The organism is Scytonema millei VB511283, from assembly GCF_000817735.3.
GTDB lineage: Bacteria > Cyanobacteriota > Cyanobacteriia > Cyanobacteriales > Chroococcidiopsidaceae > Chroococcidiopsis > Chroococcidiopsis millei_B.
The window spans coordinates 430,082-455,348 of sequence record NZ_JTJC03000017.1; the positions used below are offsets into that span (position 1 = coordinate 430,082).

Here is a 25,267-nt window from a genome sequence, read left to right on the forward strand (position 1 = left end):
GGCTTGCCAGGGCGATCGTAAGAACATCATAGAAAAACTGTGAATAGCAAGCGCGAACATAAAATCTTTTCCCACTTTCCCAATGTTGCGTTTAACGTTGTAGCGATCGCCGCTTCTAAAGGTGGATTAAATGCAATTAGTCAAATTTTATCCGCCTTACCGTCAGATTTTCCCGCAGCAATTGCGATCGTACAGCACTCGTCTCCCAACTGCCCCAGCTACTTGGCTGAGATCCTTAGATACCGCACTAGATTGCGGGTGAAAAATGCAGAGACAGGAGAATTGCTGCGTCCAGGAACGGTTTATGTTGCCGTGCCTAACAACGTGAGTTCGACGGGGTTAAAAGACAGCAGGAGGAAGAGCAGGTAAGCCTTTGGGTTCTAAATCGAGAGAAGGTTTTCGGGGCAAATAAGTATAAGCTGTTAATCCAGCTAACAAGTTGACCAGGAAATTCCAGATGCTTCTATGTCGGGAATGCTCGATTTGAGAAATGTTCTTCAGTTGGTCATAAACTGTTTCAATTAAGGCTCGCTTACGTAAGAGAATTTTGTCGATCAACTTGACCAACTGTTGCTTCATCTTCTTCTTACGCCGTGTAATTAACTCCAAGCCTTGCTGATAGAGTTGCTCAAACAATTCCTGAGATATATAACCACGATCGCCAAATAGCTTACCAATTAGGTCTTGGGTTAAGTCCGGCACAGGCTTGCGGTCATCTACATTGCCAGGGGTCAGCTTAAAAGCTAGCAACTCGCCTCGGTCATTGATAATTAGGTGCAGCTTAAACCCATAGTGCCACCCGACCGAATTTTTGCTCCAACCCACCATGCCTTCAAACACACGATGGCTTCTAGAACGTTTTGGATGACACACCTCAATCGGAGTTGAATCAATGAATGAAATGCCAGTGACTTCTCCCTTACGGGTCTGTACAAAGCAGCATAACAGCATCAACGACCAAGGCATCAATTCGACAAAACGAGTATAGCTGACTAGATGAGGAAAAGCTTGACGCCAGCCTGGTAGGACTTGTAGCGTGTAGAATTCTTTAAAAGTACGATATCCCGAGCCATGAAAAGCAATTACTATCGTCATCACCTCACTCAGACTTAAACGAGAGCGACACAAGCGTTCTCCACAACTTGCCGTCAATAGCATCTGTTGCTGCCAATGTCGTTCAAAGGTTTGATAGAAGTCGTCTACCTCACAAAAAATTTGCGTCACATCTAGGCGAGATACAATGGTGCTATTCATAACTGAGGCCGAGCGCTGTGTATTTTGAGCATAGGTCTCTTTTTTCTTTTTGGCTCATCTCCCACCGTCGAACTCACGTCTAACAAGCACTTGGTCGTAAATCCTAGCGGTCAGTTGTCGCTATCGGATGCAGCGAGAGTTAACTTTGTTCGTCCCTCAGCTAACGTGCTGTTTCGATCGGTTGCTACAAGTTATCAGAGACGGGCGATCGCTGTAATTTTGAGTGGTAAAGATACTGATGGCTTACTAGGAGTGCTAGCAATTAAGAAACATGGTGGCATAGCGATCGCCCAAAATGAAGCGACTTGCGAGTGTTTCGATATGCCCAAGGCTGCCATTAATACTGGGAAAGTCGATTTCGTGCTTCCCCCAAACGCGATCGCCTCCACCCTATACGACTTGGTAATGACACCAAAAGCAGCATAACGGTCGATCGTTGGTAGTTGTTGACCGATAGTCGAAACCAACAACTAACAACCAACAACTTACTTGCCTTTTTTCCGAGTCACTTCAACTGCTTCTAATTCTGATTGATTGAAAGTAATAAGTTTGTCCCAGTTACCACCTTCAAACAACACAGCGACTTTACCATCAGTAATTCTCTGTACTAGCCCTTGATAACCGTAGTAAGTATCGTTAGGGTTCTTAACGCGCACAGTTACACCTGGCAGAATCATAGCTTTTCCTCTTGACTAACACTGATAATTTAAATTTTCGCTTATAAGTGTAGTGATGTCAGTTATCAGTTATCAGTTATCAGTTATCAATGAAGAAAGGGTGTGGGGTGTGGGGTGTGGGGTGTGGGGTGTAGTGAGTGGTGCGTGGTGAAGCGGGCGGAAGCGGAGGTTTCCTCCGCTTTGAAGCCGCGTCGTGGTGCGTGAGTCATTAATTCTCCTCTGCGCCTCTGCTTCCTCTGCTCTCTTCTTCTCCCTCACCCCTAACTCCTCGCTCCTCGCCCCTTTCTCTTTGGACGATGGTTAGCAACGGATTGCACGATGCCGATCGCAATCCAATTCGTTAGCAGTGCCGATCGCCCGTAGCTCATCCAGGGCAAGGGAATTCCCGTGACTGGTGCAAGCCCAATTGTCATGCTGATATTGACGATGACTTGGAACACTATCATGGAAAATACGCCGATGACGAGAAGGGAACCAAAATCATCTTTCGCACTTTGGGCAATTAATACCAATCGCAAGCAAATCAACCAAAAGATAAATAGTAAAACAAGGCAGCCAATAAAGCCCCATTCTTCGCCTACTGCTGAAAAGATAAAGTCCGTATGCTGTTCGGGAATGAAATTGAGTTGGGTTTGCGTGCCTTGGTAAAGTCCTTGTCCCCATAATTGCCCGGAACCAATGGCAATTCGCGATTGTATTAAATGATAACCGCCGCCAAGAGGATCTTTCTCTGGGTCGAGAAATAAAATGATGCGGTCTTTTTGATAGTCTTTGAGCAATCCCCAGAGAATGTGTCCTAATTCTCCTGCCAAAAAGTTAATTCCAATCGCTCCAACTGCCGACAACCATCGCCAAGGCATAGTCGCCAGCGCGATCGCTCCCATTGCTACTGCCCAGATACACCAAGCTGGTAAATAGACATTAAATAAGACAACTGCCACGATGGGGGAAATTAACAGGATCAGCCAACCAGGATTGACATTACCCCAATAGAGCATTCCGAGAGTTATTGCCCCAAAAACCAAAGATGTTCCTAAATCTGGCTGTGCGAATACTAAAACCCAAGGCACAGCTGTAACTAACAAAGCTCGAAGCACGCTAGGAATTTTTCCCGCGCTACGGGATTGTAATAATGCTGCTAGGGTGATAATCATCCCAACTTTGGCAAATTCTGAGGGTTGGAGATTAAAGCCAGCAACACTAATCCAGCGTTGAGCGCCTTTGGCACTGATTCCAGCTAGCATGACCGCAATCAGAGATACGTTCGTGAAAGCATAAGTCAGCCAGTGCCAGCGCAGGAGAAAATCGTAGCGACAAAGCGATAGAAAGAAAGCCAATGCCAATCCTACGCCACCAAACAGCCAATGCTGCCACCAATCGGTAATTCCCTGGTTTAACTCTGCACTACGAATGGAAATACCACCAAATATTGTGATGCCTACAGTCAGCGCCAACAGCCACCAGTCTATCTGTTGCCAAGGGGCAAGCAGTAATTTCCAAGGAACAGAAAATATGAATCTTTTTAACAGCATGGACGAGGATTGGGGATAGGGACAAATTACAACTAATTCATGGTTCCCTTTTCATAGTCTAAATTTAGCTTTTTTCCCTCACTCCTCACTCCTCGTCCCTCACTCCTAAGTTAATGCTGCTACCGAGACTTTACCCGCGATCGCCATTGCTACTGCCATTAAAGCTTTAGCAGAGGCAGATTCAGGCTCAGCAACAACAATGGGAATACCGCGATCGCCTCCTTGACGCAGGGAAATTTCTAATGGGATGCAGCCTAACAAGGGTACGCCTAGTTCTTTAGCGGTTTTTTCCCCACCACCAGAACCAAAAATGTCGTAGTGTTTATCTGGCGCGTCGGGGGGAATAAAGTAGCTCATATTTTCCACAATTCCCAATACTGGAACTTGCATCTGTTGGAACATCCGCAAGCCTTTGCGAGAATCTAACAACGCTACATTTTGGGGTGTCGTGACAATCACCGCACCCGCCATCGGTACGGCTTGCGTTAATGTGAGTTGAGCGTCTCCGGTTCCCGGTGGCATGTCTACGATCAGATAATCCAATTCTCCCCACTGGACTTGATAGAGAAATTGGCGAATAATCCCATTGAGCATCGGTCCCCGCCAAATGACAGGCTGGTCTTTGTCAATCAGAAAACCCATCGAGACTAACTTCACACCGTGATTGAAAACCGGATCGAGAACGTCCCCTTTCTCGCCTTGGCGTACTGCTACCTGTGCTTGTTCTAGTCCCAGCATAGTAGGCGCGTTAGGACCGTAAATGTCTGCATCCAACAATCCTACTTTTGCCCCCGATTGTGCTAAAGCAACGGCAACGTTGACTGCGACAGTACTTTTACCCACACCACCTTTACCGCTAGAAATTGCCAAAATATTTTTCACTCCAGCAATTCCCGTGCGATCGGGTAAACCTTTCTGTTGCGGTGTTTCTGCTGTTACGTCTACCGCAACTTCCGTGACTCCTGGTAGCTGCTTGACAGCTTTTTGGCAGTCTTCAACAATAAACTCTCGTAACGGGCAAGCTGGAGTTGTCAAGACCAAAGTGAAGCTGACTTTGCCATTGTCAATTTTGACATTGCGAATCATGTTCAGTTCCACTAGGCTTTTGCGGAGTTCTGGATCTTGCACGGGGCGCAAAACTTCTAATACGGAGCTGGTACTAAGGGTATCGAGCATGACATTCTTCACTCTCTAAGGCTGCTTTGCTATCTATTTGCATCTTAGCGGTCAGCGTAGAGTGAAAGTCGATCCATCCCCAAGGCTTTGTCAATGGTGTGAATGGTGAAATGGTTATGTGTCAGGCGGATTTATCGCCAATTACAACCAGCCGCGCAGCCAGTAAATGACAATTCCGATGTATTCTTTGAGAGTTTGAGTGAATAAAAATAAACTGCTAGCATCTGGTAACAGGCTCAGTAATTTAGCTTCGGGCGAACTCGCTAATTCTTGAAACTCTTGGGTAGAAACTTGAAAATCAGTCGGAGCCGGAATAGCAGTTATTCCCAAACGTTTAAAGATTGACAGCGATCGCGGCATATGCATTGCTGAAGTGACCAATAAAATCTGGCGAATACCTTGCTGTGTCAGAATTTGACGCACGTTAACTGCATTTTCGTAAGTATTTCGAGATTTGGGTTCCTTAACTATTGCCGATTCTGGTACGCCCATGTTCTTCAATAACGCTGACATATCAGTTGCTTCAGCAGAATCATTCCCATACCACTCAATTCGTCCTCCACTGAGAATTATTACAGGTGCTTTGTTCTGCTGATAGAGATAAGCAGCATAGAGGAGGCGATCGCCCCCTTCAGTCACCTCTACAGTCGGGCGCGGTGGTGTGGACGTTCTGGTGACACCACCCAAAACCACGATAGCCTCGGCAGTTGGTACGGGATTGAGTGGCAAATTCTGCCACTCTAGCGATCGCGCGAAAGAACGAGCAGCCCAGCTATTACCCCCTACCAATAAAATTATGAGAGCAAGGGCAATTGCGATCGCCGCGCCGCGCGTTTTTTTACCCCACAACAACAGCACCAACCCCACCACCAGCAGCACGCAGGCTATTCCCAGCGGGTAGAGAAATAGTGGTAGCAGTTTCGACAGGAAGAGAAACATTGGAGTGGTGATTGGTAGTTGGTAGTTGTTGGTTGACAGTTGACGGTTGACGGTTGACGGTTGACGGTTGACGGTTGACGGTTGACGCTGGCGCTACATTGCGTGAAGACGGTTGACGGTTGACACTTCCCAGCTCTCCTGCTCCTCTGCTCCCTCTGCTCTCTTCTTTCCTTATCCCCTCACTCCTCACTCCTCACCCCTTCAAAAGGCTGTGTCGTATCAATCGTGGTAACGTAGGGCTTTTCAGTGTCGGTAAAAGGCTCAGCAGTGGCTTGTTGGGACTCTAATAAGTCAACGGTAGCATCGGCAATGTCTCCGGTACGCTGTTGCAGTCGCTGACGCAAGACTTCCACTGGTGCGGTACAGTGGAAAATTTGTAGTGGAATTTGACGCGATTCTGCTTGGGCGATCGCCTCTTGACGTAGAGCAGTGCGATCGTATTTGGCATCTAAAATGACTGTAAAACCCTCACCTGCCAACAGCAGTCCTAAATCTAAAAGCCTTTGATAGGTTTTTTGATGCCATTCAGCAGTATAAATTTCATCGCCGCCGCGCTGTTCTAAAGGAATTCCAGCTAAATGTTTGCGAACGGCATCAGAACGAACGTGAATTGCTCCCAGTTGTCGTGCTAGTTGCTTCGCTACCGTACTTTTACCTGCACCCGATAGCCCAGACATGAGAATTAACCTGCCTTGACGAGGTTTGGTGTATTCCCACGCTTGGCGATAGTAGTTTGCTGCTGTTTTTGCCGACTCTTCCTTTACATCTGCGGGTACGCCTGGATCGTCCAACAGAAATGAATTGACTTTAGCGCGCACGTATGCTTGACGGCTGAGATATAAAGGATAGATTTGCAATCCTTCCCAATCGCCTGTTTGCTCTAAATATGTATTTAAAAAGATATTCCCTAAGTCTTTGCGTCCCCGTGCCTCAAAATCCATCACGGCAAACGCCACATCATACATTACGTCTACAAATCGGAATGGCTCGTTAAATTCAATGCAGTCAAATAATAAAATCTTGTCATGCCATAGACAAATATTTTGCATGTATAGATCGCCATGACATTCGCGGATAAAGTTACCTGCCATGCGGCTTTTAAATAATGACTCTTTCTCAGCAAAAAACTTATCTGTATACGCTTTTGTTTCGTCAAACTGATTTTGTGTCTGTGCTTTGCCAATATATTTTTCTGATTGCTCGTAGTTCTCGTCAAAAGCTTGACGAACTTGAGCTACTTCTCCAAAACTACGAATATAGTCGTTGATTGCAGCTCGCTCGTGATATTGTGCTACAACTCGCCCTAAATCAATCATCAGTTTTTCGTCAACTTTTCCCTGAGAAAACATGTTAATTAATAACATATCCTGGGGAAATTGACGCATTTTTAATACGTATTCTACAGGTTCTCCCGTACCTCCCAATTCGTATTGCTGTTCGTTTTTAGTAATTGGTAAAACTTCTAAATAAAGTTCGGATGCGCCTCTTTGATTTAATCGTAATTCTTCTTGACAAAAATGCTTTCTTGCTTCCAGCGTTGAATAGTTTAAAAAACCAAAATTCATCGGCTTTTTCACTTTATAAGCATACTCTCCAGTTAATAACACGTAAGAAATATGCGTCTGAATCAGTTGAATAGGTTCTTGCACTGGATGAGGGTAAAATCCAGGTTGCATCATTTGTTGAATCGAAGCGGGAATTGAAGCTGCTGTCATTTCTTTCCTCTGTGTTTTCTAATATTCCCCCCAATCTTGCGGGGGGTTAGGGGGGATCGCAACTGCAAATAAAAAACCAGGAGTTTCCCCCTGGTATTATCGGCAATTCTACTCAAGTTGTCAGCTATTATTCTGCTGCTGCGTCAGATTCTGATGCTGATTCCGTTTCTGCCTCTGCTTCCAACTCTTCTACCGCAGCTGCGGTTGTCTTCTGCGGTGACAAAATAGTCACAACTGCTTGTTCTGTGTCGCCTAAAACTGTTACCCCTGACGGTAAAACTAGTTCGCGAATGTACAAGCTATCACCTACGTGCAGGTTAGAGATATCAATCTCGATCGCCTCTGGAATACTATCGGGATTGCAACGAATCTGCAAGCTTGTTGCCAGCGTATCGACAATTCCGCTTTCTTGCTTTACGCCTACCGCATCGCCAACAAAATGTAACGGGACTTCTACATCCACAGAATCTTGCGCTGCAACGGCAAAGAAGCTGATGTGGTAGAGATTTCCCTTATAGGGATGAGATTGTACTTCCCGTACCAGAGTTTTACCACGCCAAGGAATATCGGAGACGTTTAGATCGATGATGGTGTTGTTGACAGAAGCCTTTTTCAGCATTGTTTCTGCTGTTTTAGCATTCATGACTAGAGAAATTGCTTCCGCACCTTTATGTCCGTAAAGGTTTGCCGGAATCATGCCACCGCGACGTAAAGCATTGGGTTGACTTCCCTCTGGGCGTTTTTGACACTCAACTGTAAGTTCCATCTTTGTTGTTAATTGTTAGTTGTTAGTTGTTGGTTGCTAATGTAGGGGCGTACATCTGTACGCCCCTACAACTGAAGATTCGCTACTTAGCTAGCTGAGACAGGCGTGCCGTCAGCGTGCAATAAAGCGCGTTTGGGTCCGTGGATTGGATCTTCCACGATAATAGTTTGGTCGCGGCTAGCGCCGAGAGAGACGATCGCGATCGGTACTTCCATTAACTCTGCCAGAAATTTCAGGTAATCGAGCGCTTGTCTGGGTAGATCGTCTAACGTGCGACAATCAGCTGTCGATCGCTGCCATCCTGGTAAAGTTTTATAAATCGGGCGGACTTTGGCAAATTGACGGGCGTTGCGAGGGAAGTGTTCGTAGCGATCGCCGTCGATATCGTAGGCGACGCAAACTTTGATTTCTTCGAGCGTGTCAAGGACATCTAACTTCGTAATCGCCAAGCAGTCTATTCCATTCACCCGCACGGCGTAGCGACCGATTATTGCATCAAACCAGCCGCAGCGCCGTTGCCTTCCGGTAGTCGTACCAAATTCTGCCCCGCGATCGCACAACAGTTCGCCGAGTTGTCCGTCCAATTCTGTGGGGAATGGACCCTCTCCTACCCGCGTCGTGTAAGCCTTCGCTACACCAATCACGCGATCGATTGCCGTGGGACCTACCCCTGTCCCAACACAAGCCCCTCCCGCGACGGGGTTAGATGAGGTGACGTAGGGATAAGTCCCGTGATCGAGATCGAGCAGCGTACCTTGAGCGCCTTCAAATAATATGTTTCGCCGCCTTTGGATCGCATCGTAAATTTTCAGCGAGGTATCGACTACGTGAGAACGCAAGCGTTCTGCGTAACCCAAATACTCGTCAATGACCGCTTCTGGATCTAAAGGTGGTAGATTGTAAAGTTTTTCGAGAATGACATTTTTATAGTCTATCGCCCACTGTAACTGTTCTCGCAGTCCTACCGAATCCATTAAATCGAGAACTCGAATTCCCGTTCGTTCTGATTTATCGGCATAGGTGGGTCCAATTCCTCGCCCTGTCGTGCCAATTTTATAATTACCCCGTCTTTCTTCTGCCGCGCGATCGATCAGCCGATGATACGGCATGGTGACATGAGCGGTTTCAGAGATAAACAAGTTATCTGTAGAAATATCTAAACTTTCTAGCCGATCGAGTTCCTCGATCAAAACTTTTGGGTCGATGACCGTACCGCAGCCAATAATGCATTCTGTCTTAGAATACAGAATTCCAGAGGGAATCAGATGCAGCTTGAAAGTCTGATCTTGGACGACAATCGTGTGTCCGGCGTTGACTCCCCCTTGGTAACGAACCACAATGTCAGCGGAGCGACTGAGTAAATCCGTGACCTTTCCTTTTCCTTCATCGCCCCACTGGGCTCCTATAACAATGACGTTAGCCAAGGGTATTTCTGAATGTTAGAGTTGACACAATCTACAACTATAAGCGCAGATTGTATCTGGTGTCAAGCTCTAAAGAAGTGTGGGAGGTGTCACTAGAAGAATTTTCTCGTGCGCTCTACCCCATCTTCCCCGACTCCCGACTCCCGTACGGGCGGGTTTATCCGCTCAATTCTGGGGTGTTTCAGGGATCTCCTGTCAAAACCCGCCCCTACGACTCCCGACTCCCTGCTCCCTATTCACTGATAACTGTTCACTGTAGAATTGCTAACCCCTAGTTGACGATCGGGAGAAACGATCGCACCTGTTACTCTTTGTAATCTCGCTCCCAAGGAGAGTAATTTGACTTCTAGTTTCTCGTAACCGCGATCGAGATGGTGCAGTCCTTGAATTGTTGTCTTACCTTTTGCTGCTAGTCCTGCTAGTACCAAAGCGGCTGAAGCGCGTAGATCGCTAGCGACGACTGGCGCACCAGATAGTAGCGGTACTCCCCGCACGACAGCAATATTGCCCTCAACGCGAATATCTGCCCCCATGCGATTGAGTTCGGCGACGTGGCGCAGGCGGTTTTCAAATACAGTTTCGGTAATGACGCTATCGCCCTCGCTCAAACTCAGCAAAGCCATGAATTGCGCTTGCATGTCTGTGGGAAAACCAGGGTAAGGCAGAGTTTTAATGTCTGTTCCCCGCAATCCTTCGCCAGGAACAACACGAAGGCAGTCAGGTGCATCCGCAACAATCTGCACTCCAATTTCTTGTAATTTGACGATCGCCGGGGTGAGATGATCGGGAATGACTGGCGCTAATGAGATCTCGGAGTTGGTGATGGCTCCCGCTACCAAAAAAGTTGCGGCTTCTACGCGATCGGGAATAATTGCATAATCTGTTGAATGCAAACGAGGAACGCCCAAGATCGTAATTGCCGTAGTTCCAGCTCCCCGAATGCGCGCTCCCATAGAGTTACAGAAATTAGCTAGATCGACAACTTCTGGTTCTTGAGCAGCGTTTTCAATGACTGTTTCTCCTTCAGCTAATGTCGCCGCCATCATCAAGGTTTCTGTTGCACCGACACTGGGATAGTCTAAATAGATTTTGGCTCCTTTCAATCTCCGGCTACTACCAGCGACGTAGGCATTGACCATGCCATGCTCGATCTGGACATCTGCCCCCATTGCCTGTAAGCCTCGGACATGCAAATCGACCGGTCTAGCTCCAATCGTACATCCACCAGGTAAGGGGACTTGAGCATATCCCTGACGAGCTAGTAACGGACCAATTGTAAAGAAACTTGCCCGTAGTTGACTGACAATTTCGTATGGAGCTTGAGACGTGCTGAGATCGCTAGCATCAATATCTAATACATCACCGTGTTGAGAGATTTTTACTCCCAGCGATGATAATAACTGACCCATGCGCGCCACATCCACGAGTGATGGTACGTTACGGATACGACAGTCTTGAGGACAGAGCAAAGCACCAGCGATGATGACAAGGGCAGAATTCTTTGCTCCGCTGATTTTGACCTGACCTGCCAAAGGATGCCCGCCCCAAATTTCCAGTACGGCTGGATCGACTTCTGGTGAGGGCTGCGGTCTAATTGAGTTATGGATAGTAGTAATGGCTCTGTCCTCCGAATCTAGTTAATCCGTACCCGAGTTGGCAAAAATTTGGTTTAGATTCTACATTGAGATGGTAAAAGTTTAAACTGTGAATTTTCTTATCTCTGCTACAAATATCTGGCTCGATCTCGGTATTTCTACAGTTGTTGCCCTCTAAAGTTTTTGCTTTACTCAAAAAATTTTAGATTTGGTCATTAGTTACTTGTGAGTGGCTGGTAGCTTAACTCTTTTCTAGCCACCAGCCACTAGTCGCTAACAACTGATAACTGAAAAAACCTTGACAAACAGAAATATTTAAGTCATGATGAGAAATTGCGCCCACTGAAGTTGAGGGCAAGCGGAACTGGCGGAATTGGCAGACGCGCATGATTCAGGTTCATGTGCCGAAAGGCTTCCGGGTTCAAGTCCCGGGTTCCGCATCAACTTGAAGTTTTGGTTACCAGCAACGAGCTATTAGCCTTACATGTTTAGTCTTATATGTCCTGTGAATCTAGTTGGCAGTTAATTACTACCACGATAGCTCTGAATCGTCAATAGTAGATTTTATAGATGATAACGAGTTTGCAAAATCCTCTGGTTAAGCAGATGCGAAAGCTACACTCTGCCAAACAGCGATCGCAACAGGGTGTTTTTCTCTTGGAAGGAACCCATTTGTTAGAGGAGGCTTATGCAGCGCAATATCCCGTGGAATGCGTCTGTTGTACTTCCCAATGGCAGGAGAACCATCAACAGCTTTGGCAGCAGCTGCATCGCTCAGGATCGCGGGTAGAAATTGTCACTCCAGAGGTTTTGCAGGCGATCGCAACTACAATCAATCCTGACGGAGTTGTAGCGACGGCAACCAGGCAGCAAGGACGAGAAGTACCCCATATAGGCATCAGTTTAGCTTTGGAGACGCTGCAAGACCCTGGGAACTTAGGGACGATAATTCGCACGGCGGCGGCGGCTGGTGCGTCGGGGCTGTGGTTGAGCGCAGATAGTGTAGATTTAGACAATCCCAAGGTGTTACGAGCTTCCGCTGGGCAGTGGTTTCGATTGCCGATGGTCGTAAGTCAAGATCTGCGGCAAACTATACTCCAGTGTCAAGCGGCGGGAATGCAAGCGATCGCGACTTTGCCTACCGCAAAGATGACATATTGGGAAGTAGACTGGCGGGTGCCAAGTCTAATTTTGTTAGGGAATGAAGGAGCAGGTTTATCAGCAGATTTAGCGGCAATGACAGATCTACAAGTGCAAATTCCCCTCTGTGCGGGGGTAGAGTCGTTGAATGTAGGAATTGCAGCGGCGCTGTTGTTGTACGAGGCACGACGACAGCTAAACTCTATTTGAAACTCTATTTGACAAAACAATTGCAGCCAGTACCAAACGGATCGGCACGGACGATGACTTCTGTACCGTTAGCTAGCCAAGCAATAAAAGTTACCTGACCGAAATCGTTGATTCCATCTGTAGATAGAGCAACACTTTGTACCATATAACCGAACAAAGAATCGCCACTGGCAATAACTTTATGTTTGACAGGATCGGGACCGATAAAAATTCCTTCACCACCTGTATCTAGTTGAGCAAAAAATGCAACTGTACCGCGATCGTTGATGGCAGGGGGTACGGCGGCAAAATTAAAATTGCTTCCACTGCTAAAGCTGCTGTAGGCTCCGTTAGTATCGGCAACAGTAGTTATTTTAGTGCCGTTATTCTTCAAGATTGCTGCCTTAGCAGGATTAAACTCAGCCGTGTATTCGCTTGTCGGTGTTACTTCCAAAGCAACATATGCAACTGTTCCTCGGTTATTGAGCGAGGGAGAGAAAGCGCCGCTCTTTGGAGCCATGACGTACAGAGGATAAGTAGTGCTAGTTAAAGTTTTAGTTATTGTGCCTTTGTGGGCGAGAATATTAAACTCATAACCATTTTGAGATCTATAAGCTACCGTACCGCGATCGTTGATATTGGCTGAATCGACAGTGGACAATCTAGCATCGTTAGCTTCAGCAATCAGCCTACCATCACTACTCAATACGCCTATACCACGCATATTTTGAGCGACATAAGCAATAGTGCCTCTGTTATTGAGTGCCAGAGATACAATGCGATCGTAAGAAGGATAGCCACTTTCAGGCGATGGCTTGTAAGCAGGAACCTGAGTTACCTTACCATTGGTACTAGTAAAAATCGTTTCCGTGGGATATTCTGCGGTGGTTGCTCCCCGTGCTGGCGTAGCAACAAAAGCAACGGTTCCACTATCGTTAATCGCGATGGGACTACCGATACTTTCATATAAAACAACGTTTTCGGCAATCGTTGTTATTATCTTGCCCGTACTGGTATATGCTCCTAATGCTCCGTCCGTATTGGCGCTAAAGGCAACGGTTCCGGCGTTGTTGATAACAGGCAATCCAAAGCTGTTAAAAGAACCGCTTGTATCAGCCATCTTTTGGTAAGCGTACTTGGAGGATTTGACCGCAATCGCTCCATTATCGATTAAGCTCAAACTCAGACCAATAGCTGCTGCTGCAATACAACTTTTTAACTTCATAACTATCTAGCGCTGAAAAAGAAGACAAAACTCACGAAATTTCATCGCTGTCAACCATCAACTGTCAACCTTTTGAAATTTCAGCTATTTTGTTAAAACTCAGCTAGAGCGCGATCGTCAATAAATCCTAAACGAAATCCCACAACTCCATATAAAAATTTACAGTAGAAGAAATATAAAAGATGCTATATTAATGGATTGTGTCGAATCAGAGCTAGTTCATGCCTAAACTGAAAACTCGCAAAGCAGCGGCAAAGCGGTTCCGTGCCACAGGCACTGGTAAAATCGTGCGTCGTAAAGCTTTCAAAAATCACATTTTAGAAAAGAAAACGACTGCTAGAAAGAACCGTCTCTCTAAAGCAGCACTCGTACACGAACGCGACGAGCAAAACGTTCGGATGATGCTCCCTTATTTGTAAGTTACGAAGGAATTCTATTCATGACCAGGGTAAAACGCGGTAACGTTGCCCGCAAACGCCGCAAAAAAATTCTCAAACTCGCGAAAGGATTTCGCGGTTCTCACTCGACTCTGTTCCGCACGGCAAATCAGCAAGTGATGAAAGCATTGCGGAGTGCCTACCGCGATCGCCGCAAGCGCAAGCGTGATTTTCGCCGCCTGTGGATCGTGCGGATCAACGCAGCTGCAAGACAGCATGGTATGAGCTACAGTCAACTGATGGGGAATCTCAAGAAAGCTGAGATTCAAATTAACCGTAAAATGTTGGCACAATTGGCAGTTCTCGATCCAGCTAGCTTTGCTAAAGTTGCAGAACTCGCTGGTCAAGCAAAATAAAGGATGAAGGATGAAGGATGAAGGCAGAATGAAGGTAAGTAGAAGCATGACGAACTGTTTGCACTTCTTTCTTCTACTCTTCCCTTTAACCTTTACCCTTTACCCTTTCATCTCTAAAAGCAACGCCGCCGAATTTAAAGAGATTCGACAGCGGGGCTATCTTCTAGTAGCTGTGAAAGATAATTCCCCACCTCTGGGCTTTCGCGATCGACAAGGAAAGCTGCGAGGATTGGAAATCGAACTTGCTCAAAAATTAGCAGCAGATTTACTCGGAAACCCAGCAGCAGTAAAATTTATTCCAGTTGCAAACCGCGATCGCCTCAATGCGGTAATAGAAGATAAAGTCGATTTAGCGATCGCCCAAGTCACAGCTACAGATTCGCGATCGCGTTTAGTTAGTTTCAGTCCGCCTTACTACATAGATGGTGCGGCAATAATTGCTAAAAAAGCAACAGCAGAAAGTCTCAACGATGTTGCTAAGAAAACAGTTGCCGTCCTCAAAGGTTCTTCCACAATTCCTACAGTCAAGTATTTATTACCGCAAGTACAGCTATTGGGAGTTGATTCCTATCAGCAGGCGCACGCATTGCTAGAATCTGGCATAGCAGCAGCCTTTACAGCCGATGCCAGCGTGTTGAGCGGTTGGGTGCGAGAATATCCTCAGTATGAGATTCTACCAACATTATTGTCAGCCGAACCGTTAGCTGTCGTCATGCCAAAAGGATTGCAATACGATAGCTTGCGACAACAAGTCAACGCCGCGATCGCCCGTTATACTACTGCGGGTTGGCTGCGACAACGGGCAGTATTTTGGGGCTTACCTGTAGTTAAATAGATGGAAATGTAAAACTCGTAAAACTCAACTCATTGATCTCATTCCACCTATAAACTTGGGCGCGAAACGCATTCCACTGCTGGTAAATCTGTTTAAAAGTTGCATCTTTAGCAGCATTTTCAGATAATAAATCGGTGGTCGCCTTTTGTGCTGCTTGCATAATTTCCTTAGTATAAGGAGTTAGTCTTGTCCCGCCCTTCACGAGTCGGTCTAATGCTGCCCCATTTAAAGCATTGTATTGAGCCAAATTATCCATATTGGCATCTGTAGCAGCACTCTTGAGGATTTCTTGGTATTCCTTTGGCAGCTTATCCCAAGCAGCTCGATTGACCAATACTTCCCAGGTTGGTCCTGGTTCCCACCAACCCGGGTAGTAATAAAACTTTGCTGCCTTATTGAGACCTAATTTTTCATCATCGTAAGGACCAACCCATTCTGCTGCATCGATCGCACCTCGGTCTAGTGCTAGATAAATCTCGCCGCCAGGTAACACCTGCACGTTCACGCCCAGGCGCGACATCACCTGACCCCCCAAGCCAGGAATTCTCATCTTTAAACCGTTCAAGTCGGCAACTGATTTAATTTCTCGCTTGAACCAGCCACCCATTTGCGCCCCAGAGTTACCAGCCGGAAAATTAATCACGTTGAAATCAGCATAAAGCTTTTGCATTGCCTCCAAACCACCACCGTGATACAGCCAAGCATTCTGCTGCTGGGCAGTTAATCCAAACGGTACGGATGTGGCAAAGGCAAGGGCGGGATTTTTCCCAATGTAATAATAACTAGCGGTGTGACCGCATTCCACCGTTCCTGCTTGAACTGCATCCAGAACTTGCAATCCTGGGACTAATTCTCCTGCTACAAATGGCGTAATGATAAACCGCCCATTTGACATTTCCTGCACGCGCTTGCTGAAGGTTTCCGCACCACCGAAAATCCCCAAAGCTTTAGGCCAACTTGTAGCCATGCGCCATCGTACCTTCGGTAAAGCACCTGCTTGCTGGGCGTTATTGGTTTGCACGCGGACGCAAGCACCTAAAGCTGTGGTGGTAGCAGCAGCCGTAGTCGTTTTGGCAATAAATCGTCGCCGTTTCATTGTTGATCTAAAAATTGTTGCTCTAAAAATTGAGAATTCGTCATGGTGCTGTTGGTTTTGTCACCGATCGCACATTTGACTTAAAAGCATGACGATCGTACCACGCCAGCTCGTTATCTCTGTGGTGCGATCGCGTTTATTAATTTAGAAACGGAGAGGAGAGGATTCGAACCTCCGTTGGGTTTGACCCCAAAACTGATTTCGAGTCAGCCGCATTCAACCACTCTGCCACCTCTCCACAGGAGATAGTCTTGCTTTATTTTAGACAAGAATACTATTCTACAGTGCAGATGCCTTGTCTTCAACTGTTTCTACTGCAATCTCAAACTTACCTTTGGCTGTCCACTGTACTGCACCGTCTTTTCCGGTCAAGAATACTTTAGTTTTGCCTTGTTGCAATTCAGCCATCGTCTTCGGATCGAGTTTACCACTAGCGGCGATCGCTACTTCCGGCTTCACTGCTGCAATCAAACTAGAATCTAGTTTCTCTCCCGACCATACCAATACCTGAGCATGTGGCAATCTCTCATTCGTTTTCTCGATCTCTCTTTCCCCTAAAATTAGCCAAGTCCGATCTTGGATTTGCATCTGTAGAATCTGTTGTTGGGCATCGAGTCGCTTAATTAATGTCGAACCTGTAGATATTTCTCGATCTGGAAGCAACTGCTGGCAGTTTGTATCCGATAGTTTAGAGGTAATCGTTGTATTGCGATCGCGACTAGAGCAATTATAAAAGTTTTTAACTGATAAATTTTGCAAAAGCAACGACCAATCGTTGAGGCTATTTATCGAATTAGGCTCTGCTGCTACTGCCCAATCAAGCTGATTAATTCCTTGTTGTTGTAAAAAAGGTAAAACTGTAAACCTAGAAGTAGTTTCATTTCCACTATTCAATAGTAAAACTTTACTACGATCTTGTATTACTAAAACAGGTTCTTTTCCTGCTGCTAAAACTGTAACTCGGAATAAGCTCGCTTGAGTTTGCCAAACTGGAATGAATACCAAGCTAATCATGATCGGCACTACAAACCACCATTTTTTCTGCCACCATTTTTGAATGCAAGTTAAGATAAATAACCCATATATTATTACGAGCTGTAACGGGGATATGATTCCTACAGCGGTTGCGGCTCCTGGCAGTCCAGCAAAAAAATCGACGAGTTCCATGAGGTAATAAGCTGGATAATATAACAGCCAAGCTAAAGCACTACCCATAGTTGGATGCATTAACGCTGCGATCGCACTGATGAAAGCTCCTAAGCTAATAATTGAAATTGGTATTGTCGTTATTATATTAACTAAAATACTATAAGGAGAAATTAAGCCAAAATTATATATTTGTAGCGGAATTGTCCAGATATACGCTGAAATTGGCACTGCGATTAAAGTTGCGATCGCAGGTGGCATCCAATCTAGTTTTTTTATCAATGCTGGTACTGTTACTATTAATCCCAAAGTTGCTAAAAAGCTAAACTCAAAACCCAAATCCCAAATCCAAATTGGATTTATAGTTAATAACAAAGTAGCAGCGAATAGAATTAAGCCTAAAGGTTTAACTTTCCGTTCTAACGCTAGAGCAGTTAAAGCACCAATTCCCATAATAACTGCTCTCAATACGGATGGTTGTATACCTGTCATACCGAGAAAAATTAGTAGTGCCGATACTCCAATGATAAATTGAATTCGATTAGAAAAACGTTGAGCGATCGCTAAGACAACTCCTAAAATTAAAGATACTTGAAAACCAGATGCAGCCAAAGCATGAGCTAAACCAACTCGAATAAATGAGTCACTAACAGAAGATGGTAAGTCAACTACGCGGTTTCCTAAAACCATCGCACTCACTAAAACTCCTTCTGGTACGCCTAACAAGTGTACCTGAGAGCGAAGAATTTTTTGTCTGACTGCCCACCATCCCCAATTGTTGGTATCCTGATTAATATCTGAGTTAATTAAACTAACTTCTTTTCCTTTCAAACCAGCAAAACTACCCTCTCTGGCTAGATAAGCTTGAAAATTAAATCCTCTTGGGTTATTTGCTGATTTAGGTTTATATAAAATTCCTGTGACAGTAATTCTTGACCCTTCATGCAATCCAGTTGCTTGTAATAAAGGTACAGTTGTATATAATTTACCAGTTACATCTTTACTAATATCGTTGTCAACATTTAAATAAAACGGTTCTAGCCAAAATTGCGATCGCTGGCTTCTCGTTAAACGTGGTGTACTAGTAATTGTTCCCTGAACAGTGACAACTTGTACTGGATTTTGGGCATTAGTAGCTATAACCTTGCTAATATCATTCTCACCAGGATATGGCGTTCTTATTTGAATATATATAGTTGCACTAAAACCAATTAAACCAGCTAATAACCATATTTGCGGCTTGACTTGCCAAAAGTTATTCGGAAGTTTATTTCTGTAAATACTTCTTCTACCAAAACTAGCTAATACTGCTACTATAATTCCTATAACCAGTAATCCACAGCCTCCCCATGCAATCGCTGTAGACAATAAACCTAAAATGTAAGCAAGACAAAGTAGAACACCAGTAATCGGAGTCATCAAGAATGAATATTTACTTAATTTTTTAATTTAATATATAAAGCTTTAACTGCTGGATTTTTTTCATGCGGTATTGTATTAATTTCAAATATATTAATTGCTCGAATCAATCCTCCAAGCTTTTTATAACCATAATTTCTAGAATCAAAAGATGAATCTAACTTGTTAAGTTGAATTCCCAGTTCTCCTAGACTCGCCCAGCCTTCCTCTTCGGTAATAGAATCATAAGCGGTTTTAACAAAATTTACTAATTTCTGATTTTGCTTAAGTTTCGCACTACTTTGTGCTTTTCTTTCTGTTGAGGAAAGCTCTGATTTCTGCCCTTCTTTTTCTTCTAATTCTTCTAAGTTTTCTGTATAAGTAAACTTATCACAAGCTTTTTGAAAAGGTTCAGGAGTCTTTTTCTCACCAAAGCCATATACAAATAATCCAGACTCTCGAATTCTGCAAGCTAGTTTAGTAAAATCACTATCACTTGAAACAATACAAAAACCATCAAAATTGCTAGTGTATAGCAGATCCATTGCATCAATAATTAATGCACTATCAGTTGCATTCTTGCCTGATGTGTAACTAAACTGTTGTATGGGTTGTATGACAAATTTATGCAGCTTATCTTTCCAGCTACTCAGTTGCGGTCGCGTCCAATCACCATAAATTCGTTTAACATTAGCAGTACCATATTTCGCAATTTCTTTGAGTAGAGGCTCAACTAAGTTGGCATTAGCATTATCAGCATCAATTAATACAGACAGCCCAACAGACAGCCCAGTCGCTCTAAATGGTAATTCTCCCTGCATAGTTCACTTTGGTAGAACTCAGATTTTCATTATCTTATGATTCCCACCAAGCGAACTTTATTCACAAAGCGATTAAATTGCTAAACCCAGCCTTAACCCTAAAACAGCGTGGAGGAACATTAGACAAAGCGCCGTACTACCCAAGTAAGCGTGAACTGTGCGTAAAGTACCTTTTTCCTTGCCAAAACCTAATAATGCTAACGCTCCATTTAGCAGCAACAGCAATAGTACAATCGATCCAGTCCAAAAATGAGGACTTTTCAATATTGGTTGTTGCTGCATTACCAGTGACAGCAAGCCACCCGTATAGCCAGCCGCCATAAAACCAAACATCCAAGGTGCTAGAGTGCGGTGAGCAATCGCACTTTCCGTTGCAACGTCTCGATCTGCAACTATTCTGCTACGCCATCCCGCAAATCCAACAAAACTACCCATCACAAACACGACAATTCCCATCATTAAGGGATGTCCCCAGTGGACGATCGGTTCTGGAATGCCTAAACTACGAAACCAAGCTGCGATCGGTTCCAACAGATCTCTCAGATTATCCATTAGTTTTCTACCCTTTTGCTTTGTGCAGCAGTGGAAACCTTAACGCTTCCCGTTGCTGAATATATAGTTGAGCAACTTTTCTTGCCAAATGCCGAATTCTGCCAATGTAACGAGTCCGTTCCGTAACAGAAATCACTCCCCTAGCATCTAAAAGGTTAAAAGTGTGAGAACACTTCAGAATGTAATCCAAGCTAGGCAAAACCAATGCTCTTTGAGCTAATTGTTCTGCTTCCTGCTCGTACATATTAAACAATGTCAGCAACATTTCAGGGTTCGAGGCTTCAAAGTTATAGGTACACTGCTCGATTTCTCCTTGGAGATGAACGTCCCCGTAGGTAATATCGTCCGTCCATTTCAGCTTTGTAAACGCCTCTACTCCCTGGAGGTACATTGCTAGTCGTTCCAAACCATAGGTAATTTCAATTGAAACAGGACGACAATCGATCCCACCGCACTGTTGAAAGTAGGTAAATTGAGTAATTTCCATCCCATCCAGCCAGACTTCCCAACCAGTACCCCAAGCACCTACAGTCGCGTCTTCCCAGTTATCTTCTACAAAGCGAATATCATGGTCTTCTGGGTGGATACCCAATGCTCTCAAAGAATCGAGATATAGACCTTGTATGTTTTCAGGAGAAGGTTTAATCAACACTTGGTACTGATAGTAGTGTTGAAAGCGATTGGGATTTTCTCCGTAGCGTCCATCTGTAGGACGACGGCAAGGCTCAACATAAGCGACTGACCACGGTTCAGGTCCCAAGGCTCTTAAAAAAGTGTGGGGGTTCTTCGTACCTGCACCTTTCTCCGTGTCATAGGGTTGGGCAATCAAGCAACCGCGATCGCCCCAAAACTTATGTAGTACAGCAATCACTGATTGAAAGTTCACAAGTCTCGTTCCTCAGCAGCACAATGCATATGTCATTGTCGCTTAAACTCCGCCATATCAACAGTCTGGAGTAATCCAAAAAAAATTTTGCCCAAGTAGTTGACAAGAGCGAGAGGGATTAGTTAGATTAATAAAGCGCCGGAAGAGAGACGAGCTAAAAAGCAGTCCTGCAAGGCGACCGAACCTAGAAAAGAGTATAGTTTGAAAGCGCCAATAGCACAAGAGAGTTGGTGTCGAATTAGAAGAAAGAAGATATGAGAGTTAAGGAAAAAAACGGAGAGTTTGATCCTGGCTCAGGATGAACGCTGGCGGTATGCTTAACACATGCAAGTCGAACGGGAAGTTTTCGGACTTCTAGTGGCGGACGGGTGAGTAACGCGTGAGAATCTGCCTTTTGGACGGGGACAACTGCTGGAAACGGCAGCTAAGACCGGATATGCCCTTGGGTGAAATATTGTATAGCCAAAAGAGGAGCTCGCGACCGATTAGCTAGTTGGTGGGGTAAGAGCCTACCAAGGCTGCGATCGGTAGCCGGTTTGAGAGGACGACCGGCCACACTGGGACTGAGACACGGCCCAGACTCCTACGGGAGGCAGCAGTGGGGAATTTTCCGCAATGGGCGAAAGCCTGACGGAGCAATACCGCGTGAGGGAGGAAGGCTCTTGGGTCGTAAACCTCTTTTCTCAAGGAAGAATCAAATGACGGTACTTGAGGAATCAGCATCGGCTAACTCCGTGCCAGCAGCCGCGGTAATACGGAGGATGCAAGCGTTATCCGGAATGATTGGGCGTAAAGCGTCCGCAGGTGGCACATCAAGTCTGCTGTCAAAGCCCCCAGCTTAACTGGGAAGAGGCGGTGGAAACTGGTGAGCTAGAGAGCAATAGGGGTAGAGGGAATTCCCGGTGTAGCGGTGAAATGCGTAGAGATCGGGAAGAACACCAGTGGCGAAAGCGCTCTACTAGGTTGCGACTGACACTGAGGGACGAAAGCTAGGGGAGCGAATGGGATTAGATACCCCAGTAGTCCTAGCCGTAAACGATGGATACTAGGCGTTTCTCGTATCGACCCGAGGAGTGCCGGAGCCAACGCGTTAAGTATCCCGCCTGGGGAGTACGCACGCAAGTGTGAAACTCAAAGGAATTGACGGGGGCCCGCACAAGCGGTGGAGTATGTGGTTTAATTCGATGCAACGCGAAGAACCTTACCAGGGCTTGACATGTCTGGAATGCTGGGGAAACTCGGCAGTGCCGAAAGGAGCCAGAACACAGGTGGTGCATGGCTGTCGTCAGCTCGTGTCGTGAGATGTTGGGTTAAGTCCCGCAACGAGCGCAACCCTCGTGTTTAGTTGCCATCATTCAGTTGGGCACTCTAGACAGACTGCCGGTGACAAACCGGAGGAAGGTGGGGATGACGTCAAGTCAGCATGCCCCTTACGTCCTGGGCGACACACGTACTACAATGCTACGGACAACGGGAAGCCAACCAGCGATGGGGAGCAAAGCCCAGCAAACCGTAGCTCAGTTCAGATCGCAGGCTGCAACTCGCCTGCGTGAAGGCGGAATCGCTAGTAATCGCCGGTCAGCCATACGGCGGTGAATACGTTCCCGGGCCTTGTACACACCGCCCGTCACACCATGGAAGTTGGCCACGCCCGAAGTCATTACTCTAACCATTCGTGGAGGAGGATGCCGAAGGCAGGGCTGATGACTGGGGTGAAGTCGTAACAAGGTAGCCGTACCGGAAGGTGTGGCTGGATCACCTCCTTTACAGGGAGACCAACTCAATTTTAGATTTGAGATTTTGGATTTTAGATTGAGATAGTCTAATCCAAAATCGTCAATCAAAAATCTAAAATTGTGACATCCCGAGGTCGGACGACACTGACAAAAAAAACTCAAGTGCAGCAACGCTTTCAAACTAGAACTGGTTCGGTACGAGCGGTATCACCAGTAGGGGCTATTAGCTCAGGTGGTTAGAGCGCACCCCTGATAAGGGTGAGGTCCCTGGTTCGAGTCCAGGATGGCCCACCTTCAAAAAGTCGTAAGTCGTAAATCGGGTGTTCGTCAGCGGGCGAACGGAATTTTGGCGAACGACGCAGAGAATATGATAGACTAGTTAAGTTGAGAAAAAATCAGCACTGTCTGCAAGAGTCGGACAACTGCTGGAGAGTTTCCAGCGAGCACCTTGAAAACTGCATAGAGACAAGAGAACAAGTCAGGTAGAAAACCAAGTATTTGCGATCTATTACTGGTCAAGCGAAACACAGCTGACGGTGGATACCTAGACACGCAGAGGCGAAGAAGGACGTGGCGACCGACGAAAAGCTTCGGGGAGCTGGCAGCAAGCGCTGAGCCGAAGATATCCGAATGGGGCAACCCTTAGTACAGCCTGTTGAATCCATAGACAGGTATGAGCCAACCCAGCCAACTGAAACATCTTAGTAGCTGGAGGAAAAGAAATCAAACGAGATTCTCCCAGTAGTGGTGAGCGAAAGGAGAAGAGCCTAAACCAGAGTAGTTTGTATTCTGGGGTAGTGGGACAGCGACATGGAAGCACTAGACTAGACGAAACACGTGACAAAGTGTACCAAAGAGGGTGATAGTCCCGTAGTCGAAAGTTGAAGTGATACTAGCTGAATCCCGAGTAGCTAGGGACACGGGAAATCCCTAGTGAATCAGCCGAGACCACTCGGTAAGGCTAAATACTACTGCGTGAGCGATAGAGCAACAGTACCGCGAGGGAAAGGTGAAAAGAACCCCGATAAGGGGAGTGAAATAGAACATGAAACCGTCAGTTGACAAGCAGTGGAAGGATGATTCAACGTCCGACCGCGTGCCTGTTGAAGAATGAGCCGGCGAGTTATAGTCACTGGTATGGCGAATAGCCACAGCGAAAGCGAGTCTGAAGAGGGCGAATTATCAGTGTATATAGACCCGAACCCGGGTGATCTAACCATGGCCAGGATGAAGCTTGGGTAACACCAAGTGGAGGTCCGCACCGACCGATGTTGAAAAATCGGCGGATGAGCTGTGGTTAGGGGTGAAATGCCAATCGAACCCGGAGCTAGCTGGTTCTCCCCGAAATGTGTTGAGGCGCAGCGGTAAGTAATAATTGCTGGGGGTAAAGCACTGTTTCGGTGCGGGCGGCCTCAAGCTGTACCAAATCGAGACAAACTCAGAATACCAGCAACAATCTTACTAGACAGACGGTGGGGGATAAGCTTCATCGTCAAGAGGGAAACAGCCCAGACCGCCAGCTAAGGTCCCCAAATCAAAGTTAAGTGGCAAAGGAGGTGGGAGTGCACAGACAACCAGGAGGTTTGCCTAGAAGCAGCCATCCTTGAAAGAGTGCGTAATAGCTCACTGGTCAAGCGCTCCTGCGCCGAAAATGAACGGGACTAAACTTTGTACCGAAGCTGCGGACTTGTATTGATTTACAAGTGGTAGGGGAGCGTTCTGTGTTAGGTTGAAGCACTAGCGGCAAGCAGGTGTGGACGAAACAGAAGTGAGAATGTCGGCTTGAGTAGCGCAAATATTGGTGAGAATCCAATACCCCGAAACCCTAAGGGTTCCTCCACAAGGCTCGTCCGTGGAGGGTTAGTCAGGACCTAAGGCGAGGCCGAACGGCGTAGTCGATGGACAACGGGCGAACAATCCCGTACTGAGAATTAGTTGTGCAGAGGGACGGAGAAGGCACGCACCAGCCGAATGTTGGTTATCGGCGTAATTAACCGAGGCGATGAGAAGCGGCGAAAACGCTTCGAGCTGGGGTTAAAAATCCGAGGGTCTACGGACCCGAAGTGGTAGCGGTCAAGCTTCCAAGAAAAGCTCTAAACACGTTAACTAATTGTCACCTGTACCCGAAACCGACACAGGTAGGGAGGTTGAGTAAACCAAGGGGCGCGAGATAACTCTCTCTAAGGAACTCGGCAACATGGCCCCGTAACTTCGGAAGAAGGGGTGCCTACGCAAGTAGGTCGCAGTGAAGAGATCCAGGCGACTGTTTACCAAAAACACAGGTCTCCGCTAAGTCGAATGACGATGTATGGGGGCTGACGCCTGCCCAGTGCCGGAAGGTTAAGGAAGTCGGTCAGGGCCTTGAGCCTAAA

General features: G+C 46.1%; 24 protein-coding genes, 3 tRNA genes and 2 rRNA genes. 10 read left to right on the forward strand and 19 right to left on the reverse strand.

Going from position 1 to position 25,267, the window contains the following annotated elements; genetic code table 11:
* The first annotated feature begins 39 nt into the window (after nucleotides 1-39).
* Nucleotides 40-369 carry a chemotaxis protein CheB gene (locus QH73_RS28535; RefSeq protein WP_309476543.1) on the forward strand — a complete coding sequence of 110 codons (330 nt, stop codon included), beginning with the start codon at nucleotides 40-42 and terminating at the stop codon, nucleotides 367-369.
* Here the strand turns inward: QH73_RS28535 and QH73_RS27515 are convergent.
* Nucleotides 340-1,254: an IS982 family transposase gene (locus tag QH73_RS27515; protein ID WP_039711688.1), complete on the reverse strand. Its 915-nt coding sequence runs from the start codon at nucleotides 1,252-1,254 to the stop codon at nucleotides 340-342. The two genes, QH73_RS28535 and QH73_RS27515, sit on opposite strands and share 30 nt — an antisense overlap.
* Nucleotides 1,255-1,278: 24 nt before the next feature.
* Here QH73_RS27515 and QH73_RS27520 point away from each other — a divergent pair, with 24 nt between their 5' ends.
* Nucleotides 1,279-1,680 carry a chemotaxis protein CheB gene (locus QH73_RS27520; protein ID WP_236147195.1) on the forward strand — a complete coding sequence of 134 codons (402 nt, stop codon included), beginning with the start codon at nucleotides 1,279-1,281 and terminating at the stop codon, nucleotides 1,678-1,680.
* A gap of 59 nt (nucleotides 1,681-1,739) precedes the next feature.
* Here the strand turns inward: QH73_RS27520 and QH73_RS27525 are convergent, their stop codons facing one another.
* The 11 genes from QH73_RS27525 to QH73_RS27575 form a co-directional block, all read right to left on the reverse strand.
* Entirely contained in the window at nucleotides 1,740-1,931 is a 192-nt protein-coding gene (locus QH73_RS27525; RefSeq protein ID WP_039713589.1) for an NAD(P)H dehydrogenase subunit NdhS, read from the reverse strand.
* A 72-nt stretch (nucleotides 1,932-2,003) separates the two neighbouring features.
* Entirely contained in the window at nucleotides 2,004-2,189 is a 186-nt protein-coding gene (locus QH73_RS27530) for a hypothetical protein (RefSeq protein ID WP_132867310.1), read from the reverse strand.
* 2 nt (nucleotides 2,190-2,191) lie between these two features.
* Nucleotides 2,192-3,463, reverse strand: a complete 1,272-nt coding sequence (rodA, locus tag QH73_RS27535) for a rod shape-determining protein RodA (RefSeq protein ID WP_039713588.1) — start codon at nucleotides 3,461-3,463, stop codon at nucleotides 2,192-2,194.
* Between the two features lie 105 nt (nucleotides 3,464-3,568).
* Entirely contained in the window at nucleotides 3,569-4,639 is a 1,071-nt protein-coding gene (locus tag QH73_RS27540) for an Mrp/NBP35 family ATP-binding protein (RefSeq protein WP_015156846.1), read from the reverse strand.
* Nucleotides 4,640-4,780: 141 nt separating this feature from the next.
* Complete coding sequence (locus tag QH73_RS27545) at nucleotides 4,781-5,578, reverse strand: YdcF family protein (protein ID WP_039713587.1); 798 nt, start codon at nucleotides 5,576-5,578, stop codon at nucleotides 4,781-4,783.
* Nucleotides 5,478-5,768: a hypothetical protein gene (locus tag QH73_RS27550; protein WP_132867312.1), complete on the reverse strand. Its 291-nt coding sequence runs from the start codon at nucleotides 5,766-5,768 to the stop codon at nucleotides 5,478-5,480. The genes QH73_RS27545 and QH73_RS27550 overlap by 101 nt, the downstream gene beginning before the upstream one ends.
* Nucleotides 5,758-7,293: a bifunctional aminoglycoside phosphotransferase/ATP-binding protein gene (locus QH73_RS27555; RefSeq protein WP_039713586.1), complete on the reverse strand. Its 1,536-nt coding sequence runs from the start codon at nucleotides 7,291-7,293 to the stop codon at nucleotides 5,758-5,760. The genes QH73_RS27550 and QH73_RS27555 overlap by 11 nt, the downstream gene beginning before the upstream one ends.
* A gap of 127 nt (nucleotides 7,294-7,420) precedes the next feature.
* Nucleotides 7,421-8,059 carry a 50S ribosomal protein L25/general stress protein Ctc gene (locus QH73_RS27560; protein WP_039713585.1) on the reverse strand — a complete coding sequence of 213 codons (639 nt, stop codon included), beginning with the start codon at nucleotides 8,057-8,059 and terminating at the stop codon, nucleotides 7,421-7,423.
* A gap of 86 nt (nucleotides 8,060-8,145) precedes the next feature.
* Nucleotides 8,146-9,483 (reverse strand): adenylosuccinate synthase, encoded by a 1,338-nt coding sequence (locus QH73_RS27565; protein WP_039713584.1) that lies wholly within the window; start codon nucleotides 9,481-9,483, stop codon nucleotides 8,146-8,148.
* Nucleotides 9,484-9,719: 236 nt separating this feature from the next.
* Nucleotides 9,720-11,099, reverse strand: coding sequence for a UDP-N-acetylglucosamine 1-carboxyvinyltransferase (gene murA / locus QH73_RS27570; RefSeq protein WP_052289765.1), 1,380 nt, complete (start codon nucleotides 11,097-11,099; stop codon nucleotides 9,720-9,722).
* Between the two features lie 220 nt (nucleotides 11,100-11,319).
* Nucleotides 11,320-11,466 carry a hypothetical protein gene (locus tag QH73_RS27575; RefSeq protein ID WP_165587795.1) on the reverse strand — a complete coding sequence of 49 codons (147 nt, stop codon included), beginning with the start codon at nucleotides 11,464-11,466 and terminating at the stop codon, nucleotides 11,320-11,322.
* On the opposite strand from QH73_RS27575, the gene QH73_RS27580 reads away from it, so the two are divergent.
* A tRNA-Leu gene (locus QH73_RS27580) sits at nucleotides 11,437-11,518 on the forward strand. The genes QH73_RS27575 and QH73_RS27580 overlap by 30 nt on opposite strands.
* Nucleotides 11,519-11,648: 130 nt before the next feature.
* Nucleotides 11,649-12,428: a TrmH family RNA methyltransferase gene (locus tag QH73_RS27585; protein WP_132867316.1), complete on the forward strand. Its 780-nt coding sequence runs from the start codon at nucleotides 11,649-11,651 to the stop codon at nucleotides 12,426-12,428.
* Nucleotides 12,429-12,432: 4 nt separating this feature from the next.
* Here the strand turns inward: QH73_RS27585 and QH73_RS27590 are convergent, their stop codons facing one another.
* Nucleotides 12,433-13,632 carry a DUF7453 family protein gene (locus tag QH73_RS27590; RefSeq protein WP_039713582.1) on the reverse strand — a complete coding sequence of 400 codons (1,200 nt, stop codon included), beginning with the start codon at nucleotides 13,630-13,632 and terminating at the stop codon, nucleotides 12,433-12,435.
* A 221-nt stretch (nucleotides 13,633-13,853) separates the two neighbouring features.
* Here QH73_RS27590 and rpmI point away from each other — a divergent pair, with 221 nt between their 5' ends.
* Genes rpmI through QH73_RS27605 form a run of 3 tightly spaced genes read left to right on the forward strand, consistent with a single transcriptional unit; the run spans nucleotide 13,854 to nucleotide 15,260 of the window.
* Nucleotides 13,854-14,051, forward strand: coding sequence for a 50S ribosomal protein L35 (gene rpmI / locus QH73_RS27595; protein ID WP_015156854.1), 198 nt, complete (start codon nucleotides 13,854-13,856; stop codon nucleotides 14,049-14,051).
* 20 nt (nucleotides 14,052-14,071) lie between these two features.
* The gene (gene rplT / locus QH73_RS27600; protein ID WP_039713581.1) at nucleotides 14,072-14,425 is read left to right on the forward strand and encodes a 50S ribosomal protein L20; all 354 of its coding nucleotides are present in this window, start codon (nucleotides 14,072-14,074) and stop codon (nucleotides 14,423-14,425) included.
* 10 nt (nucleotides 14,426-14,435) lie between these two features.
* A complete protein-coding gene (locus QH73_RS27605) occupies nucleotides 14,436-15,260 on the forward strand; it encodes a transporter substrate-binding domain-containing protein (RefSeq protein WP_236147196.1) in 825 nt (274 codons plus the stop codon).
* On the opposite strand, the gene QH73_RS27610 is transcribed toward QH73_RS27605, so the two are convergent.
* The 6 genes from QH73_RS27610 to glyQ form a co-directional block, all read right to left on the reverse strand.
* Entirely contained in the window at nucleotides 15,253-16,356 is a 1,104-nt protein-coding gene (locus QH73_RS27610) for a TRAP transporter substrate-binding protein (RefSeq protein ID WP_039713579.1), read from the reverse strand. The two genes, QH73_RS27605 and QH73_RS27610, sit on opposite strands and share 8 nt — an antisense overlap.
* 151 nt (nucleotides 16,357-16,507) lie before the next feature.
* Nucleotides 16,508-16,594 (reverse strand) — tRNA-Ser (locus QH73_RS27615).
* A 41-nt stretch (nucleotides 16,595-16,635) separates the two neighbouring features.
* Nucleotides 16,636-18,921: a ComEC/Rec2 family competence protein gene (locus QH73_RS27620; RefSeq protein WP_039713578.1), complete on the reverse strand. Its 2,286-nt coding sequence runs from the start codon at nucleotides 18,919-18,921 to the stop codon at nucleotides 16,636-16,638.
* 17 nt (nucleotides 18,922-18,938) lie between these two features.
* Nucleotides 18,939-19,721, reverse strand: coding sequence for an NYN domain-containing protein (locus tag QH73_RS27625; protein ID WP_052289764.1), 783 nt, complete (start codon nucleotides 19,719-19,721; stop codon nucleotides 18,939-18,941).
* A gap of 72 nt (nucleotides 19,722-19,793) precedes the next feature.
* Entirely contained in the window at nucleotides 19,794-20,273 is a 480-nt protein-coding gene (locus QH73_RS27630; RefSeq protein WP_039713577.1) for a DUF4079 domain-containing protein, read from the reverse strand.
* Nucleotides 20,274-20,280: 7 nt separating this feature from the next.
* On the reverse strand, nucleotides 20,281-21,159 hold the full coding sequence (gene glyQ, locus QH73_RS27635) for a glycine--tRNA ligase subunit alpha (RefSeq protein WP_039713576.1): 879 nt from the start codon (nucleotides 21,157-21,159) through the stop codon (nucleotides 20,281-20,283).
* 270 nt (nucleotides 21,160-21,429) lie between these two features.
* Between glyQ and QH73_RS27640 the strand changes: the two genes are divergently transcribed.
* The 3 genes from QH73_RS27640 to QH73_RS27650 all read left to right on the forward strand — a co-directional run.
* Nucleotides 21,430-22,925 (forward strand): 16S ribosomal RNA (locus QH73_RS27640).
* 187 nt (nucleotides 22,926-23,112) lie between these two features.
* Nucleotides 23,113-23,186, forward strand: a tRNA-Ile gene (locus tag QH73_RS27645).
* A gap of 222 nt (nucleotides 23,187-23,408) precedes the next feature.
* Nucleotides 23,409-25,267, forward strand: a 23S ribosomal RNA gene (locus tag QH73_RS27650); the annotation flags it as partial.

What these genes read in the sequence shown, in the direction of transcription:
- QH73_RS27625 (WP_052289764.1), bottom strand. Translation starts at nt 19,721, where the DNA reads ATGCAGGGAGAATTACCATTTAGAGCGACTGGGCTGTCTGTTGGGCTG.
- QH73_RS27575 (WP_165587795.1), bottom strand. Translation starts at nt 11,466, where the DNA reads ATGCGCGTCTGCCAATTCCGCCAGTTCCGCTTGCCCTCAACTTCAGTG.
- QH73_RS27540 (WP_015156846.1), bottom strand. Translation starts at nt 4,639, where the DNA reads ATGCTCGATACCCTTAGTACCAGCTCCGTATTAGAAGTTTTGCGCCCC.
- QH73_RS27590 (WP_039713582.1), bottom strand. Translation starts at nt 13,632, where the DNA reads ATGAAGTTAAAAAGTTGTATTGCAGCAGCAGCTATTGGTCTGAGTTTG.
- QH73_RS27620 (WP_039713578.1), bottom strand. Translation starts at nt 18,921, where the DNA reads ATGACTCCGATTACTGGTGTTCTACTTTGTCTTGCTTACATTTTAGGT.
- rplT (WP_039713581.1), top strand. Translation starts at nt 14,072, where the DNA reads ATGACCAGGGTAAAACGCGGTAACGTTGCCCGCAAACGCCGCAAAAAA.
- QH73_RS27515 (WP_039711688.1), bottom strand. Translation starts at nt 1,254, where the DNA reads ATGAATAGCACCATTGTATCTCGCCTAGATGTGACGCAAATTTTTTGT.
- QH73_RS27605 (WP_236147196.1), top strand. Translation starts at nt 14,436, where the DNA reads ATGAAGGATGAAGGCAGAATGAAGGTAAGTAGAAGCATGACGAACTGT.
- QH73_RS27545 (WP_039713587.1), bottom strand. Translation starts at nt 5,578, where the DNA reads ATGTTTCTCTTCCTGTCGAAACTGCTACCACTATTTCTCTACCCGCTG.
- rpmI (WP_015156854.1), top strand. Translation starts at nt 13,854, where the DNA reads ATGCCTAAACTGAAAACTCGCAAAGCAGCGGCAAAGCGGTTCCGTGCC.
- QH73_RS27560 (WP_039713585.1), bottom strand. Translation starts at nt 8,059, where the DNA reads ATGGAACTTACAGTTGAGTGTCAAAAACGCCCAGAGGGAAGTCAACCC.
- QH73_RS27525 (WP_039713589.1), bottom strand. Translation starts at nt 1,931, where the DNA reads ATGATTCTGCCAGGTGTAACTGTGCGCGTTAAGAACCCTAACGATACT.
- QH73_RS27630 (WP_039713577.1), bottom strand. Translation starts at nt 20,273, where the DNA reads ATGGATAATCTGAGAGATCTGTTGGAACCGATCGCAGCTTGGTTTCGT.
- QH73_RS27610 (WP_039713579.1), bottom strand. Translation starts at nt 16,356, where the DNA reads ATGAAACGGCGACGATTTATTGCCAAAACGACTACGGCTGCTGCTACC.
- QH73_RS27555 (WP_039713586.1), bottom strand. Translation starts at nt 7,293, where the DNA reads ATGACAGCAGCTTCAATTCCCGCTTCGATTCAACAAATGATGCAACCT.
- rodA (WP_039713588.1), bottom strand. Translation starts at nt 3,463, where the DNA reads ATGCTGTTAAAAAGATTCATATTTTCTGTTCCTTGGAAATTACTGCTT.
- QH73_RS27585 (WP_132867316.1), top strand. Translation starts at nt 11,649, where the DNA reads ATGATAACGAGTTTGCAAAATCCTCTGGTTAAGCAGATGCGAAAGCTA.